This is a genomic window from Pseudomonas sp. RC10-4-2 (assembly GCF_050433085.1).
Taxonomy (GTDB): Bacteria; Pseudomonadota; Gammaproteobacteria; order Pseudomonadales; family Pseudomonadaceae; genus Pseudomonas; species Pseudomonas aeruginosa.
Genome location: NZ_JBNPXX010000004.1, coordinates 477,022 through 493,098, shown reverse-complemented (window position 1 = coordinate 493,098; position 16,077 = coordinate 477,022). Strand labels below are relative to the sequence as shown.

The following is a 16,077-nucleotide window of genomic DNA, read 5'->3' as shown; positions in this document are numbered from 1 at the left end:
CAGGCCATCGTTCGGCCCCGTGCGCACGGAGAGATCATCATGTCGAGCAACTTCCTCAATCCGGTCACCACCCAGACCTGGGCCAACGGCCGGCACCTCGTGCGCTGCGTCAAGGTCATCCAGGAAACCTGGGACGTGCGCACCTTCTGCTTCATGGCCGACCAGCCGATCCTGTTCTTCTTCAAGCCGGGCCAGTTCGTCACCCTGGAGCTGGAGATCGACGGCGAGCCGGTGATGCGCTCCTACACCATCTCCAGCTCGCCCTCGGTGCCCTACAGCTTCTCCATCACCATCAAGCGGGTGCCGGGCGGGCGGGTTTCCAACTGGCTGCACGACAACCTCAAGGAAGGCCAGGAGCTACCGGTGCACGGTCCGGTCGGCCTGTTCAACGCCATCGACTTCCCGGCCGACAAGGTGCTGTTCCTCTCCGGCGGGGTCGGCATCACCCCGGTGATGTCCATGGCGCGCTGGTTCTTCGACACCAACGCCAACGTCGACATGGTCTTCGTCCACAGCGCCCGTTCGCCGAAGGACATCATCTACCACCGCGAGCTGGAGCACATGGCCTCGCGGATCGACAACTTCAGCCTGCACATCATCTGCGAGCGCCACGGCCTCGGCGAAGCCTGGGCCGGCTACCGTGGCTACCTGAACCTGCGCATGCTGGAACTGATCGCCCCGGACTTCCTCGAGCGGGAAATCTTCTGCTGCGGCCCGACGCCCTATATGAGCGCGGTGAAGCACCTGCTGCAGGGCCACGGCTACGACATGAGCCGCTACCACGAGGAAGCCTTCGGGCCGACTCCGCCGGAGGTCCGCGCCGACGTCAGGGAACTGGCCGCGGAAGCCGCCGAGGCGCCGGAGGTACCGGTCGCCGACCAGCACCAGGTGGAATTCACCGCCACCGGCAAGAGCATCCGCGTCAGCCCCGGGGAAACCGTGCACGCCGCCGCCGCCAAGCTCGGCCTGCACATTCCGAAGGCCTGCGGGATGGGCATCTGCGGCACCTGCAAGGTAATGAAGACCGCCGGCGAGGTGGAGATGGAGCACAACGGCGGGATCACCGACGAGGATGTCGCCGAAGGCTACATCCTCTCCTGCTGCAGCGTGCCCAAGGGCGACGTGGTCATCGACTACTGAGGGCGCGAGGGAAACGCCAGGCGCTCCCAGTAGCGCCGCCGCGGCAGTTCCTCGGCCGGCAGCCAGCGTCCGGCGCAGGCCTGCAGCGGCTCGGCGGGAGCCTTCAGCAGCGAGTCCAGGGCCAGCACGTAGCGCCCCGTCCCCGCGCAGCGGAAGCACAGGTCGTCGTCGAAGCTGTCGAAGCACGGGTACTCGCCGAGGTCGTCGCGGTAGCGACGCAACGTCCGCTCTTGCACGTCGAGCAGCAGCAGGCGCCACTGGTCCCGTTCCAGGTCGCTTTCCTCGTAGCGCTGGACGTGCCGGGTCAGCGCCAGGTAGCGACCGTCCGCCGACCAGATCATTGGCGCCGCCAGGTTGCCCAAGCCGATGCCCGACGCGGTCAGCAGGTAGCCGTCGCGGCTGAACCCGGCGCGCACGTCCTCGTCGCGGTGCATGCCCTCGTAGTGGAAACCGAAGCCCCAGGCGGCGTCCTCCGCGCCCACCGACGGCAAGACGAAGTCGCCGTCGCTCCAGGGCCGTGGCGCTGCGTCCAGCCAGCGCGACGTGGGGCACAGCCGCCAGGCCGTGCCATCGAACGCCACCCGCGCCTGCTCGTAGTAATGCCGCCAGTCGTCGTGGAAGCAGCCGAATGCGTGCCAGGCGCCGGGCTCGGGCAAGCCTTCGTCGAAGCGGCGCAACAGGCCGGGGTCGCCTTCGCCCGGCCCGCCCGGCGGCTGGTAGGCGTTGCGGCCGAGCAGGTGGAGCAAATGCACCTGGCCATCGATGAAACCTTGCAGGTGTAGATCGGCCAGCGGCTCGGCGAGCCACTCCAGGCGCCGCTCCCGGCTATCGAGTATGGCCAGGCGCTGCGGCAGGGTCGGCGCCTCGGCGAAGGCCACCACGGCCAGGTAGCGACCGCAATCGGACACGCGGTGGTCGAGCGTCCACTCGCCATCCAGGCGCCAGTCGCCCAGGCGCAAGGCATAGGCGCCGCGCTCCGCCTCCTGATCGTCGCGCAACCACTCCCAGACGGCCCGGCTGCCATCGGCCAGCGGTGCGCTCTGCAACAGGCATCCCGGCCTGCCGGCCGCGCCATCCAGCGGCAGCAACAGGTCCAGGCGCGGCATGTCGGCCTCACGCCAGCGCGGCCGGTCGTCCGCATCGCGAGCGTGCAGAAGGTAGAGGCTGGAATGGCTGTACGAACCCAGCGTGCCGTAGCGTTCGTAGGTCAGGCAGGGTTGCGCCAGGTCCAGGCCGAAACGCAGCCAGCCATCCTCCAGCCCGAGCAGTTCGGGCCCGCCGGCATGGAGCTCGGCGGGCAACGCCGACCACGGCGCGCCCAGCGCACGCAGACCGCCGTCCTCTCGCCAAAGCCAGTAGGTATCCTGCCCCAGCGGCTCGCCTGCAGCCTGCAGCGCCAGCGCCCGGCCGTCATCGCTCCAAGCCAATGGCGGCGCTTCACGGGACAGGTAGAGGCCGCTGGCCTCGCCGTTTATCCACAGCTCGCCGCGGTTGGCGCGCAGCGGCGCGAAAGGATCGTCCAGGGCCAGCAGGCTGGCCGGCAGCCAGGGGCGGATTTCCAGCGCGGGCCCGCCAAGCGGGGACGGTAGCGGTTGCGCGCGCAGATCCCTGCTCCAGCGCTGCCATTCGCTCTCGGGCAGCCAGAGGTCGCCGATGGCAACGAAGGCCTCGGCCTCGCTGCCGGCCTTGAGCGCCTGCAGCTCGAGGCGCTGCGGTGCGTTGGACGTCAGCGGACTGTGCCGCCCGATCACCTCGCGCTCGGTGACGCTGTCCAGCTCCCAGAAGTTGTCCACGGCACAGCGGTAGAGCAACCGCTCCTGCCGGTCGAAGATCGCCAGGCCCCACGCGCCTCGGCTCGGTATCGGCGAAACGAAGTGGCGGCCATCGCTGGAAAAGCGTGCCGAAGGATTGCAGTCGGGGATGAAACAGCCGTCGGGCATCAGGTAGTGGCATACCAGCGGGCCGCCCATGGCGATCTCGCCGCCGTCGAACAGGCGGATCGCCTCGCCCTCGGGGGTCCGCTCGGGCGCTTCGCCGCCCCATGCGCTACCTCCGGCCGGCAGGGGTGCGTCCAGCGCTTGCGGAGCCTGGCGCTCCAGGCGCAGGCCGCGCTCGAAGCGGATCTGCAACAGCACGCCGCCGATCACCGCCAGCAAGCCACCGCCCAGTCCCAGCCAGAAGCCCGGCAGTGCCTGGCCCAGGGCGATGCCGCCACCCAGAACCCAGAAGAACAGCGCCTGTTGCAGGCGATACGGCACCTTGCCGCGCCAACGATCCGTGGCCCACTCGGCGCCCAGCAGCAGCACCCAACCCAGCGCTACCAGCGGCAACGGAAGGAGGACGCCAAGGGCCACCAGCACGGCGATCCAGGCGATCTCGCCGAGGCCTTCGAGCAACAAGCGGCCGAGCGGCTTGTCTGACATCCGATCATCCATGATCCATCCCACTTTCCTGGCAAAAGCCAAGGGTAATCAAGGCTCCGGCCAACCACCAGAGCCACGGCGAAGCTGACCTTCTCATACTGGAAAACACCAGGGCGCCAAGGTTGTCCACATTCGGACTGGAATTCCATACAGGTGTTTCTTCGCCGCCTGGATGTCCGCCATGTGTTCACTCAAGCATTTGAAATAAAAGATAAATTCTACAAATTCAAGTGCATTTCAGGGCCGGCTATTCAGCCCGTCCCTGCCTCCGGGAAGCCCTTTCCAGGCTAGGTTGATCACAGACTTATCCACAAGTTGTGCAATCCATCGCCTCCTCTATGTCCTGCGGGTCCAGAAACAACATACCGACAATACCTCCTCCGTGGCGCGAGGGCTCCGCAAGCCCATCCGGCTTTCCTTCCGGGTAAATCGCACTTCGCCGCACGCTCGGCCTGGCCGCACTCTCCTGCTCATTTAACGATCAATACGCCAGAGACCCCGCCGTACGGCCCCCCCAAGCGTGAGCGAACAACTTTTCCACAGGGCTTTACACTTCCCGTGGGGAAAAACAAAAAAATATTCACAGCATGAAGAAAAATCTCTGCTTTCTCAGGCAGTCCGGCTCTTCCCATGCGCACCGATCGTTTATTGATCAATCCACCGCAGGCTTAGCCCTATGCGGCTTCTGGCGCTATCCATACAGGTTGTCCACAAGACTTTCCAGGCCTTTTGTGGGCAACCCTGCATTTATACACAAGCTCCCTAAAGCAAGCCCGCCACCTGTTGACAGAACATCCGGTCAATTCTTGATCAATTCCCTGAAAGGCTCGCCCCACCGGGCTCTCCGCACTCTATAAACAGGCTCTTCACATCGACCTCAACAGGAATTGGGGGAAATTCCCCTCGGCGATTGCTTCCATTGTCCCAGCGACTTCGGAACGGAAGAATTTTGTCTTTTTCCTCAAGCCGTTACGTCCGCGCAGGGTGTTTTCGACTTTTGCGCCCACTTCGCTCCCCGTCTTTTCTATCCACAGGCTTGCATGGGCCCGGAGGGGACAATACCCGTCACCGTTTCGTCAGCGCGTTTCACCCGAACCGTCATCCTCTGTTCACAAACGGCTGTTTTCGCTCAAAAACCGACCAGCCTCCGGAGAGCCCGGCGGGGCGCTGCCCGGAAGCGACTGCGAACACGTTATTCACATTCGGTTCCACAGTGTTTGTGGATTGGACAGGTTATCCCGCCACTGGAGTGGAGCCGCGTGGATAAAGGCTTTCGGCGTCTCGGGCGGAGACAGGAAGGACGTTCCAGGGAGCACTTTTGCATAGCTCCCGAACAGTTAGCCCACAGAGTTATCCACAGGATTTGGGGAAAGAGCGGCCGCCCCGCGCCATGGGGGCGACCGAGAGCGGACTCAGGCGCCCATCACCAGGCGGATGTCCCGCGCCAGTTCGCGGACCCGCTCGATATCGGTATCCCAGGAACACATGAAACGCGCGCCACCTTCACCGATGAAGGTGTAGAAGCGCCAGCCGCGCGCGCGCAAGGCTTCGATCGCCGGCTCGGAAAGCTGTAGGAACACGCCGTTGGCTTCTACCGGGAACATCAGGCTGACGCCGGGAACGTCGGCCACCAGCTCGGCCAGCAGGCGCGCGCAGCGGTTGGCGTGATCGGCGTAGCGCAGCCAGGCATCGTCCTGCAGTACGCCGACCCAGGGCGCGGCGAGGAAGCGCATCTTCGAGGCCAGTTGGCCGGCCTGCTTGCAGCGGTAGTCGAAGTCCTCGGCCAGGTCGCGGTTGAAGAACAGGATCGCCTCGCCCACCGCCATGCCGTTCTTGGTGCCGCCGAAGCAGAGCACGTCGACCCCGGCCTTCCAGCTCAGCTCCGCCGGCGAGCAGCCGAGGAAGGCGCAGGCGTTGGAGAAGCGCGCGCCGTCCATGTGCAGGTGCAGGCCGAGCTCCTTGCAGGTGGCGCTGATCGCCTTCAGCTCGTCCGGGCGGTACACCGTGCCGACCTCGGTGGCCTGGGTGAGAGTCACCACGCGCGGCTTCGGATAGTGGATATCCTGGCGCTTGAGAGCGATGTCGCGGATCGACGCCGGGGTCAGCTTGCCGACCTCGGTCTGCGCCAGCAGCAGCTTGGAGCCATTGGAGAAGAACTCCGGCGCGCCGCACTCGTCGGTCTCGACGTGGGCGGTCTCCGAGCAGATCACGCTGTGGTAGCTCTGGCACAGCGCAGCCAGGGCCAGGGAGTTGGCGGCGGTGCCGTTGAAGGCGAAGAACACTTCGCAATCGGTCTCGAACAACTGGCGGAAGTAGTCCGAAGCACGCGCGGTCCACTGGTCGTCGCCATAGGCGCGTTCGTGGCCGCGGTTGGCTTCGGCCATCGCCGCCCAGGCTTCGGGGCAGATGCCGGAATAGTTGTCGCTGGCGAACTGTTGGGTGTGATCGGTCATGTGGGCCTCTGGAACGGTTGCCGAGCCCTTGTGGGGCTCCATGCGGTCGTGCCGGCACGGGTACGTGCCGGCACAGTCTGTCAGGGTAGCTTGGTCAGCTTCATCTGCTCGACGAACGGCACCAGCACCTGGCGCATCGCCGTGGCGCTGCCGCCATTGGGCGTGTCGCGGGTGCTGAGGGTCAGTACGTAGCGGTTCTTGATCACTCCGCTGAGGGTCGAGACGCCCTCCTCGCCCTTGGCCGGGACCATCACTCCCAGCGGGTCGCCCATCCGCGTGGTATCGATCAGCGGCAGGTAGTCCTCGCCGCCGAAGCGCTCGGCGGTGCCGTTCTTAAGGGCGGTCTCGCGGGTCTTGTGGAGCAGGGTCAGGTTGGTCTGGGTCATCTCGCGCAGCTTGTCCTGCGCCGCCCGATAGGACACCGCGTCGCCCTCGGTCGGCGGCGCCGGCAGGCCGGTGTCGGTGAGGACGATCTCCAGGCGCTTGCTGCCGTCGGCGGCGCCGAAGACCACGGTGGCATCGTTGTAGCCGCACTGGCGGGAGAGGAAGTCGTAGCCGAACAGTGGCTTGCCGGCCGGCGGCAAGGCCACTTCGAGTTCATGGCCGGTGCAGGAATCGGCCGGCAGCGCAGGCGCGGCGGCCTGCTTTTCATCGCCGCCCCCGCACCCTTGCAGGGATGCGCCGAGCAGCACGGCGGAAAGGAAGATCAGCGGGCGTTTCATGGTGTTCTCGCAAGACGAAGAGCACGCAGTTTAGCGCCAGCCCGGGGCGTTCCGCATCGGTTGCCGAATCCCACCGCCATGTCGCAAACGCACCTCCCCGTGGCGTGCATAGGCATCTGGGCCGGCAGGGCCGGTCATACCATCGCTGGCAAAGGGACCGCGTGTCCCGTTGCAGCCATTCCGGCGCGGTTCCGGCGCCGCAGGGAGACCCAGCGATGTTCAGCAAGCATGACCAGATCCGCGGCTACGACGACGAACTGCTCGCCGCGATGGACGCCGAAGAGGCCCGCCAGGAAGACCATCTCGAACTGATCGCCTCGGAGAACTACACCAGCAAGCGGGTCATGCAGGCGCAGGGCAGCGGCCTGACCAACAAATATGCCGAGGGCTATCCGGGCAAGCGCTACTACGGCGGCTGCGAACACGTCGACAAGGTCGAGCAGTTGGCCATCGACCGCGCCAGGCAGCTGTTCGGCGCCGACTACGCCAACGTCCAGCCGCATTCCGGTTCCTCGGCCAACGCCGCGGTGTACCTGGCGCTGCTCAACGCCGGCGACACCATCCTCGGCATGAGCCTGGCCCACGGCGGCCATCTCACCCACGGCGCCAAGGTGTCCTCCTCCGGCAAGCTGTACAACGCCGTGCAGTACGGCCTGGACACCGCTACCGGGCTGATCGACTACGACGAAGTCGAGCGCCTGGCCGTGGAGCATAAGCCGAAGATGATCGTCGCCGGCTTCTCCGCCTACTCCAAGACCCTCGACTTCCCGCGCTTCCGCGCCATCGCCGACAAGGTCGGCGCCTACCTGTTCGTCGACATGGCCCACGTCGCCGGCCTGGTCGCCGCCGGCCTCTACCCGAACCCGATCCCCTTCGCCGACGTGGTCACCACCACCACCCACAAGACCCTGCGCGGCCCGCGCGGCGGCCTGATCCTGGCGCGCGCCAACGAGGAGATCGAGAAGAAGCTCAACTCCGCGGTATTCCCCGGCGCCCAGGGCGGCCCGCTGATGCACGTGATCGCGGCCAAGGCGGTGTGCTTCAAGGAAGCGCTGGAGCCGGGCTTCAAGGACTACCAGGCGCAGGTGATCCGCAACGCCAAGGCGATGGCCGAGGTGTTCATCGCCCGCGGCTACGACGTGGTCTCCGGCGGCACCGACAACCACCTGATGCTGATCAGCCTGGTGCGCCAGGGCCTGACCGGCAAGGAAGCCGACGCCGCCCTCGGCCGGGTCGGCATCACGGTGAACAAGAACGCCGTGCCGAACGATCCGCAGAGCCCGTTCGTCACCTCCGGCATCCGCATCGGCACCCCGGCCATCACCACCCGCGGGCTGCAGGAAGCGCAGAGCCGCGAACTGGCCGGCTGGATCTGCGACATCCTCGACCACCTCGGCGATGCCGACGTGGAAGCCAAGGTCGCCACCCAGGTCGCCGGTCTCTGCGCGGACTTCCCGGTCTATCGCTGAGCCCCCCGAAGACGGTCGGGGAGCCCGACGCGCCCCGGCCCAACCCTCTCCGCGGGAGAGGGAGCAACAGTTCAGGAGCATCCACATGCAACGCTACTCCGGCTTCGGCCTGTTAAAGCATTCACTGAGCCATCACGAGAACTGGCAACGCATGTGGCGCACGCCCACGCCGAAGCCGGTCTACGACGTGGTCATCGTCGGCGGCGGCGGGCACGGCCTGGCCACCGCCTACTACCTGGCCAAGGAACACGGCATCAGCAACGTGGCGGTAGTCGAGAAAGGTTGGCTGGGCGGCGGCAACACCGCGCGCAACACCACCATCGTGCGCTCCAACTACCTGTGGGACGAGTCCGCGCTGCTCTACGAACACGCGATGAAGCTGTGGGAGGGCCTGTCCCAGGACCTCAACTACAACGTGATGTTCTCCCAGCGCGGGGTCTACAACCTCTGCCACACCCTCCAGGACATGCGCGACGGCGAGCGCCGGGTCAGCGCCAACCGCCTCAACGGCGTCGACGGCGAATTGTTGAACGCGCAGCAGGTGGCGGAGGAGATTCCCTACCTGGACTGCAGCAAGAACACCCGCTACCCGATCATGGGCGCGACCATCCAGCGTCGCGGCGGCGTCGCCCGCCATGACGCGGTGGCCTGGGGCTTCGCCCGCGCCGCCGATGCCCTCGGCGTGGACCTGATCCAGCAGACCGAAGTCACTGGCTTCCGCAAGCAGGACGGCGCGGTGATCGGCGTCGAGACCAACCGCGGCTTCATCGGCGCGCGCCGTGTCGGCGTGGTCACCGCCGGCAACTCCGGGCACATGGCCAGGCTCGCCGGCTTCCGCCTGCCGCTGGAGTCGCACCCGTTGCAGGCGCTGGTCTCCGAGCCGCTGAAGCCGATCATCGACAGCGTGATCATGTCCAACGCCGTGCATGGCTACATCAGCCAGTCGGACAAGGGCGACCTGGTCATCGGCGCCGGCATCGACGGCTACAACGGCTACGGCCAGCGCGGCTCTTACCCGGTGATCGAGCACACCCTGCAAGCCATCGTCGAGATGTTCCCGGTGCTCTCGCGGGTACGCATGAACCGCCAGTGGGGCGGCATCGTCGACACCACCCCGGACGCCTGCCCGATCATCGGCAAGACTCCGGTGCAGAACCTGTTCTTCAACTGCGGCTGGGGCACCGGCGGCTTCAAGGCCACTCCCGGCTCCGGAAACGTCTTCGCCGCCACCCTGGCCAAGGGCGAACCGCATCCGCTGGCCGCGCCCTTCTCCATCGAACGCTTCCACAGCGGTGCGCTGATCGACGAGCACGGCGCGGCGGCAGTGGCGCACTGACAAAAGCCGCCCGAAGGGCGAAATCCGCTGCCCCTCGCCCTTCAGGGAGAGGGTGCCGGTCAACCGGCAAGAACAGTTTCCGGAGGCTACAAAATGCTGAATATCTTCTGCCCCCACTGCGGCGAACTGCGTTCCGAAGAGGAATTCCACGCCAAGGGTCAGGCCCACATCCCGCGCCCGCTCGACCCGAACACCTGCAGCGACGAGGAATGGGGCGACTACATGTTCTTCCGCGACAACCCGCGCGGCCTCCATCACGAGCTGTGGGTGCACGCCGCCGGCTGCCGCAAGTACTTCAACGTCACCCGCCATACGGTGACCTACGAGATCCTCGAGACCTACCTGATCGGCGAGCAGCCCAGCGTCGTCGCCGACGGTGAGAAGAAAGCCGCCGTACAAGGGGAACCGGCATGAGCCAGATCAATCGCCTGTCCAGCGGCGGCCGCATCGACCGCAACCGCCCGCTGACCTTCAGCTTCAACGGCCAGCACTACCAGGGCTATGCCGGCGACACCCTGGCCGCCGCGCTGCTGGCCAACGGCGTCGACATCGTCGGCCGCAGCTTCAAGTACTCGCGGGCGCGCGGCATCGTCGCCGCCGGCGCCGAGGAGCCCAACGCGATCCTGCAGATCGGCTCCCGCGAAGCCACCCAGATCCCCAACGTACGCGCCACCCAGCAGGCCCTCTACGGCGGCCTGGTGGCCACCAGTACCAACGGCTGGCCGAACGTGCAGAACGACCTGATGGGAATCTTCGGCAAGGTCGGCGGCAAGCTGATGCCGCCTGGTTTCTACTACAAGACCTTCATGTACCCGCAGTCGATGTGGATGACCTACGAGAAGTACATCCGCAAGGCCGCCGGCCTGGGCCGCGCGCCGACCGAGGTCGATCCGGACAGCTACGACTGGATGAACCACCACTGCGACGTGCTGGTGGTCGGCGGCGGCCCGGCCGGCCTGGCCGCCGCCCTCGCCGCCGCTCGCAGCGGCGCGCGGGTGATTCTCGCCGACGAGCAGGAAGAGTTCGGCGGCAGCCTGCTGGACACCCGCGAGACCCTCGACGGCAAGCCCGCCGCCGAGTGGGTCGCGGACGCCGTGGCCGAGCTGCAAGGCCTGCCGGAAGTCATCCTGCTACCGCGCTCCACGGTCAACGGCTACCACGACCACAACTTCCTCACCATCCACGAGCGGCGCACCGACCACCTCGGCGAGGTCGCCCCGCTCGGCCAGGTCCGCCAGCGCGTGCACCGCGTGCGCGCCAAGCGCGTGGTACTGGCCGCCGGCGCCCATGAGCGGCCGCTGGTCTACGGCAACAACGACCTGCCCGGCAACATGCTCGCCGGCGCGGTTTCCACCTATGTACGGCGCTACGGCGTGGCACCGGGCAAGAAACTGGTGCTGGCCACCAACAACGACTACGCCTACCGCGTCGCCCTCGACTGGCAGGAAGCCGGCCTGCAAGTGGTGGCCATCGCCGACGCCCGGGCCAATCCGCGCGGCGAGTGGATCGAGGAAGCACGCCAACGCGGTATGCGGGTGATCACTGGCAGTTCGGTGATCGAGGCTCGCGGCGGCAAGCGGGTCAGCGGCGCCAAGGTCGCCCGGATCGACCTGCAGGCCATGCGCGCCAGCGGCGGCGAATGGCTGGACTGCGACCTGATCGCCAGCTCCGGCGGCTACAGCCCGGTCGTGCACCTGGCCTCGCACCTGGGCGGCAAGCCGGAATGGCGCGAGGAAATCCTCGCCTTCGTCCCCGGCGAAGGCCTGCAGAAGCGCATCTGCGCCGGCGCCGTGAACGGCGTGTTCGGGCTCGCCGAGGTGCTCGCCGACGGCTACCAGGCCGGGAGTCGCGCCGCCCTCGACGCCGGCTACAAGACCACCGCCGGCAGCCTGCCGAAGGTCCAGCCGCGCCGCGAGGAAGCGTCCGTCGCGCTGTTCCAGGTGCCCCACGAGAAGCCCACGGCACGCGCACCGAAGCAGTTCGTCGATCCGCAGAACGACGTCACCGCCGCCGCCATCGAACTGGCCTGCCGCGAGGGCTTCGAGTCCATCGAGCACGTCAAGCGCTACACCGCGCTGGGCTTCGGCACCGACCAGGGCAAGCTGGGCAACATCAACGGCCTGGCGATCGCCGCGCGGGCCCAGGGCAAGAGCATCGCCGACACCGGCACCACCATGTTCCGTCCGAACTACACCCCGGTGACCTTCGGCGCCGTCGCCGGCCGCCACTGCGGGCACCTGTTCGAACCGGTGCGCTTCACCGCCCTGCACGCCTGGCACGTGAAGAACGGCGCCGAGTTCGAAGACGTCGGCCAGTGGAAGCGGCCGTGGTACTTCCCGCGCCGCGGCGAGGACATGCACGCCGCCGTGGCCCGCGAATGCCGCGCGGTGCGCGAGGCGGTCGGCCTGCTCGACGCCTCGACCCTGGGCAAGATCGACATCCAGGGCCCGGACGCGCGGGAGTTCCTCAACCGGGTCTACACCAACGCCTGGACCAAGCTCGACGTCGGCAAGGCGCGCTACGGCCTGATGTGCAAGGAAGACGGGATGGTCTTCGACGACGGCGTGACCGCCTGCCTGGCCGACAACCACTTCGTCATGACCACCACCACCGGCGGCGCCGCCCGCGTACTGGAGTGGCTGGAGCTGTACCACCAGACCGAATGGCCGGAGCTGAAGGTGTACTTCACCTCGGTCACCGACCACTACGCGACCCTCACCCTGTCCGGCCCGAACAGCCGCAAGCTGCTCGCCGAAGTCACCGACATCGACCTGGACAAGGATGCCTTCCCCTTCATGACCTGGAAGGAAGGCAAGGTCGCCGGGGTGCCGGCGCGGGTGTTCCGCATCTCCTTCACCGGCGAGCTGAGCTACGAGGTGAACGTCCAGGCCGACTACGCCATGGGCGTGCTCGAAGCGCTCGCCGAGCACGGCGCGAAGTACGGCCTGACGCCCTACGGCACCGAGACCATGCACGTCCTGCGCGCCGAGAAGGGCTTCATCATCGTCGGCCAGGACACCGATGCCTCGGTCACCCCGGACGATCTCAACATGGGCTGGGCGGTGGGCCGCAGCAAGCCGTTCTCCTGGATCGGCTGGCGCGGCATGAACCGCGCCGACTGCCTGCGCGAGGATCGCAAGCAACTGGTCGGACTCAGGCCGAGCAACCCGCAGGAGGTACTGCCCGAAGGCGCGCAACTGGTGTTCGACACCCAGCAGGCGATCCCGATGAAGATGGTCGGCCACGTCACCTCCAGCTACATGAGCGCCAGCCTCGGCCACGGCTTCGCCCTGGCGGTGGTGAAAGGCGGCCTCAAGCGCATGGGCCAGAAGGTCTACGCGCCGCTGGCGGACGGCCGCTTCATCGAGGCGGAGATCTGCTCCTCGGTGTTCTACGACCCCAAAGGGGAGCGGCAGAACGTGGATTGACCGGAGAGGGATGCGCTCCTCTCCCCGGCCCTCTTCCCGAAGGGAGAAGGCAGACAGGCTACCAGGGCGCGCGGCGCCCCAAGGTGAAAACGAATGAGCAAGGCAAACGTCTACCAGCAACGCCCCGAACCCGGCGTCCACGCCGAATCGCCGCTGCACCATGCCGAGCTGCACAAGCTCGCCGGCAAGACCGCCGCGAAGGCCGGTATCGTCCTGCGCGAGAAGAAGCTGCTCGGCCACCTGGTGCTGCGCGGCGATGCCGCCGACCCGGCCTTCGCCGCCGCCGTGCACCAGGCCCTCGGCCTGGAACTGCCGGTGGCCCTGACCCTGGTCGCCAGCGGCGAGACCTCGCTGCAATGGCTGGCCCCGGACGAATGGTTGCTGATCGTCCCCGGCGGCGAGGAATACGCCGTCGAACAGCGCCTGCGCCAGGCCCTGGGCGAGGAGCTGCACTACGCGGTGGTCAACGTCAGCGGCGGGCAGACGCTGCTCGAACTGAGCGGAGCGAACGTCCGCGAACTGCTGATGAAATCCACCAGCTACGACGTGCATCCGAGCAACTTCCCGGTGGGCAAGGCGGTCGGCAGCATCTTCGCCAAGTCGCAATGCGTGATCCGCCATACCGGCGAGGACACCTGGGAGCTGGTCGTGCGCCGCAGCTTCGCCGACTACTTCTGGCTCTGGTTGCAGGACGCCAGCGCCGAATACGGCCTGCAGGTAGCGGCATGAGCAGCCTTCCCCTCTCCCCGAGAGGGGATACTGGACCCGGAGCCTCGCGATGAGCCGTACCCCCGACACCTGGATCCTCACCGCCGACAGTCCCAGCCTGCTGGGCACCGTCGACGTGGTGACGCGCTACCTCTTCGAGCAGCGCTGCTACGTCACCGAGCACCACTCGTTCGACGACCGCCTGGCGCAACGCTTCTTCATCCGCGTGGAGTTCCGCGCCGGCGACGGCTTCGACGAAGCCTCCTTCCGCGCCGGACTGGCCGAACGGGTGGCACCGTTCGGCATGCGTACCGAGCTGACCGCGCCGGGCTACCGCAGCCAGGTGGCGATCATGGTTTCCAAGGCCGACCACTGCCTGAACGACCTGCTCTACCGCCAGCGCATCGGCCAGTTGCCGATGGACGTGGTGGCGGTGATTTCCAATCACCCGGACCTGGAGCCGCTGGCGCGCTGGCACGGCATTCCCTACCACCACTTCCCGCTCGACCCGAACGACAAGCCGGCCCAGGAAACCAGGGTCTGGCAGGTGCTCGAAGAGAGTGGCGCCGAGCTGGTGATCCTCGCTCGCTACATGCAGGTGCTGTCGCCGGAACTGTGCCGGCGCCTGGACGGCTGGGCGATCAACATCCATCACTCCCTGCTGCCCGGCTTCAAGGGCGCCAAGCCGTACCACCAGGCCTACCAGAAGGGCGTGAAGCTGGTCGGCGCCACCGCCCACTACATCAACAACGACCTCGACGAAGGGCCGATCATCGCCCAGGGCGTCGAGACGGTCGACCACGCCCACTACCCCGAGGACCTGATCGCCAAGGGCCGCGACATCGAGTGCCTGACCCTGGCGCGGGCGGTGGGCTACCACATCGAGCGGAGGGTATTCCTCAACGCCAATCGGACCGTGGTGCTGTAAGCGCGCCCTCTCTTCCCAACCCTCGCTGAAGGAAGAGGGCCAGGGAGAGGGGCGCTTCCCACGGCCTCGCGACCCGAGCAACACCGACAGCCCGCCGGCTGCCAGCATTCTCCGGCCCTGTCGCGCAACAGACGACTTTCCAGTGCAAAGCCGCGCGGCCGTGGACGCCGCGCATTTGTACCCACAACGACAAAGAGGAAACGCGTATGTCTGGCAATCGTGGTGTGGTCTATCTCGGCCCCGGCAAGGTCGAGGTGCAGAACATTCCCTATCCGAAGATGCAGGACCCGCAGGGCCGGCAGATCGACCACGGGGTGATCCTGCGGGTGGTCTCCACCAACATCTGCGGCTCCGACCAGCACATGGTGCGCGGCCGCACCACCGCGCCGGAAGGCCTGGTGCTGGGCCACGAGATCACCGGCGAGGTGGTGGAGATCGGGCGTGGCGTGGAAACCATGAAGATCGGCGACCTGGTCTCGGTACCGTTCAACGTCGCCTGCGGCCACTGCCGTACCTGCAAGGAACAGCACACCGGCGTCTGCCTGACGGTCAATCCGGCGCGTGCCGGCGGCGCCTACGGCTACGTCGACATGGGTGGCTGGGTCGGCGGCCAGGCCGAATACGTGCTGGTGCCCTACGCCGACTTCAACCTGCTGAAACTGCCCAACCGCGAAGCGGCGATGGAGAAGATCCGCGACCTGACCTGCCTTTCGGACATCCTCCCCACCGGCTACCACGGCGCGGTCACCGCCGGCGTCGGCCCGGGCAGCACGGTCTACATCGCCGGCGCCGGTCCGGTCGGCCTGGCCGCGGCGGCCTCGGCACGCCTGCTCGGCGCGGCGGTGGTGATCGTCGGCGACGTCAACCCGACCCGCCTGGCCCACGCCAAGAAACAGGGCTTCGAGATCGCCGACCTGTCCAAGGACACCCCGCTGCACGAACAGATCGCCGCTCTGCTGGGCGAACCGGAGGTCGACTGCGCGGTCGATGCGGTCGGTTTCGAGGCGCGCGGCCACGGCCATTCGGGCTCGCAGCAGGAAGCCCCGGCCACCGTGCTCAACTCGCTGATGGGCATCACCCGGGTCGCCGGCAAGATCGGCATTCCCGGCCTGTACGTCACCGAAGACCCGGGCGCGGTGGACGCGGCCGCCAAGCACGGCGCCCTGAGCATCCGCTTCGGCCTGGGCTGGGCCAAGTCGCACAGCTTCCATACCGGCCAGACCCCGGTGATGAAGTACAACCGCCAGCTGATGCAGGCGATCATGTGGGACCGGATCAAGATCGCCGACATCGTCGGGGTGGAAGTCATCACCCTCGACGATGCGCCGAAAGGCTATGGCGAGTTCGACGCCGGGGTGCCGAAGAAATTCGTCATCGACCCACACAACCTGTTCCGCGCGGCCTGAACCTCCGGCAACAACCGACGCGGCCCACGGGCCGCGTCGTCGTTGGCGCTATCCGGGGGAACTG

11 protein-coding genes are annotated in these 16,077 nt (G+C 67.0%); 8 read left to right on the top strand and 3 right to left on the bottom strand.

Annotated features, from left to right (window positions below):
• Window positions 1–39 precede the first annotated feature (39 nt).
• On the top strand, window positions 40–1,140 hold the full coding sequence (gbcB, locus tag FHW81_RS21055) for a glycine-betaine demethylase subunit GbcB (protein ID WP_003096769.1): 1,101 nt from the start codon (window positions 40–42) through the stop codon (window positions 1,138–1,140).
• Here gbcB and FHW81_RS21050 read toward each other — a convergent pair.
• From FHW81_RS21050 to FHW81_RS21040, 3 genes are all read right to left on the bottom strand, one after another.
• Window positions 1,134–3,563 carry a hypothetical protein gene (locus FHW81_RS21050; protein ID WP_031772016.1) on the bottom strand — a complete coding sequence of 810 codons (2,430 nt, stop codon included), beginning with the start codon at window positions 3,561–3,563 and terminating at the stop codon, window positions 1,134–1,136. The two genes, gbcB and FHW81_RS21050, sit on opposite strands and share 7 nt — an antisense overlap.
• A 1,412-nt stretch (window positions 3,564–4,975) precedes the next feature.
• Window positions 4,976–6,016, bottom strand: coding sequence for a low specificity L-threonine aldolase (locus FHW81_RS21045; RefSeq protein ID WP_003105702.1), 1,041 nt, complete (start codon window positions 6,014–6,016; stop codon window positions 4,976–4,978).
• Between the two features lie 80 nt (window positions 6,017–6,096).
• Window positions 6,097–6,738 (bottom strand): hypothetical protein, encoded by a 642-nt coding sequence (locus FHW81_RS21040; RefSeq protein ID WP_003105700.1) that lies wholly within the window; start codon window positions 6,736–6,738, stop codon window positions 6,097–6,099.
• Window positions 6,739–6,953: 215 nt separating this feature from the next.
• On the opposite strand from FHW81_RS21040, the gene glyA reads away from it, so the two are divergent.
• The 7 genes from glyA (at window position 6,954) to fdhA (ending at window position 16,013) form a co-directional block, all read left to right on the top strand.
• Complete coding sequence (gene glyA, locus FHW81_RS21035) at window positions 6,954–8,207, top strand: serine hydroxymethyltransferase (protein WP_023090985.1); 1,254 nt, start codon at window positions 6,954–6,956, stop codon at window positions 8,205–8,207.
• A gap of 85 nt (window positions 8,208–8,292) precedes the next feature.
• Window positions 8,293–9,543, top strand: coding sequence for a sarcosine oxidase subunit beta (locus FHW81_RS21030; protein ID WP_003096779.1), 1,251 nt, complete (start codon window positions 8,293–8,295; stop codon window positions 9,541–9,543).
• A gap of 93 nt (window positions 9,544–9,636) precedes the next feature.
• Window positions 9,637–9,957: a sarcosine oxidase subunit delta gene (locus FHW81_RS21025; protein WP_023084796.1), complete on the top strand. Its 321-nt coding sequence runs from the start codon at window positions 9,637–9,639 to the stop codon at window positions 9,955–9,957.
• Window positions 9,954–12,971, top strand: a complete 3,018-nt coding sequence (locus FHW81_RS21020; RefSeq protein WP_003117184.1) for a sarcosine oxidase subunit alpha — start codon at window positions 9,954–9,956, stop codon at window positions 12,969–12,971. Before FHW81_RS21025 ends, FHW81_RS21020 begins: the two co-directional genes overlap by 4 nt.
• A gap of 93 nt (window positions 12,972–13,064) precedes the next feature.
• Window positions 13,065–13,700: a sarcosine oxidase subunit gamma gene (gene soxG, locus FHW81_RS21015; RefSeq protein ID WP_003096784.1), complete on the top strand. Its 636-nt coding sequence runs from the start codon at window positions 13,065–13,067 to the stop codon at window positions 13,698–13,700.
• Between the two features lie 49 nt (window positions 13,701–13,749).
• Complete coding sequence (gene purU, locus FHW81_RS21010) at window positions 13,750–14,607, top strand: formyltetrahydrofolate deformylase (RefSeq protein WP_029611176.1); 858 nt, start codon at window positions 13,750–13,752, stop codon at window positions 14,605–14,607.
• A gap of 206 nt (window positions 14,608–14,813) precedes the next feature.
• Window positions 14,814–16,013 carry a formaldehyde dehydrogenase, glutathione-independent gene (gene fdhA / locus FHW81_RS21005; protein WP_003096788.1) on the top strand — a complete coding sequence of 400 codons (1,200 nt, stop codon included), beginning with the start codon at window positions 14,814–14,816 and terminating at the stop codon, window positions 16,011–16,013.
• Window positions 16,014–16,077: the final 64 nt, after the last annotated feature.

Excerpts from the sequence above, each read along its gene's own strand:
- purU (WP_029611176.1), top strand. The coding sequence starts at position 13,750 with ATGAGCCGTACCCCCGACACCTGGATCCTCACCGCCGACAGTCCCAGC.
- FHW81_RS21030 (WP_003096779.1), top strand. The coding sequence starts at position 8,293 with ATGCAACGCTACTCCGGCTTCGGCCTGTTAAAGCATTCACTGAGCCAT.
- FHW81_RS21045 (WP_003105702.1), bottom strand. The coding sequence starts at position 6,016 with ATGACCGATCACACCCAACAGTTCGCCAGCGACAACTATTCCGGCATC.
- FHW81_RS21025 (WP_023084796.1), top strand. The coding sequence starts at position 9,637 with ATGCTGAATATCTTCTGCCCCCACTGCGGCGAACTGCGTTCCGAAGAG.
- fdhA (WP_003096788.1), top strand. The coding sequence starts at position 14,814 with ATGTCTGGCAATCGTGGTGTGGTCTATCTCGGCCCCGGCAAGGTCGAG.
- FHW81_RS21040 (WP_003105700.1), bottom strand. The coding sequence starts at position 6,738 with ATGAAACGCCCGCTGATCTTCCTTTCCGCCGTGCTGCTCGGCGCATCC.
- gbcB (WP_003096769.1), top strand. The coding sequence starts at position 40 with ATGTCGAGCAACTTCCTCAATCCGGTCACCACCCAGACCTGGGCCAAC.
- glyA (WP_023090985.1), top strand. The coding sequence starts at position 6,954 with ATGTTCAGCAAGCATGACCAGATCCGCGGCTACGACGACGAACTGCTC.
- FHW81_RS21020 (WP_003117184.1), top strand. The coding sequence starts at position 9,954 with ATGAGCCAGATCAATCGCCTGTCCAGCGGCGGCCGCATCGACCGCAAC.
- soxG (WP_003096784.1), top strand. The coding sequence starts at position 13,065 with ATGAGCAAGGCAAACGTCTACCAGCAACGCCCCGAACCCGGCGTCCAC.
- FHW81_RS21050 (WP_031772016.1), bottom strand. The coding sequence starts at position 3,563 with ATGTCAGACAAGCCGCTCGGCCGCTTGTTGCTCGAAGGCCTCGGCGAG.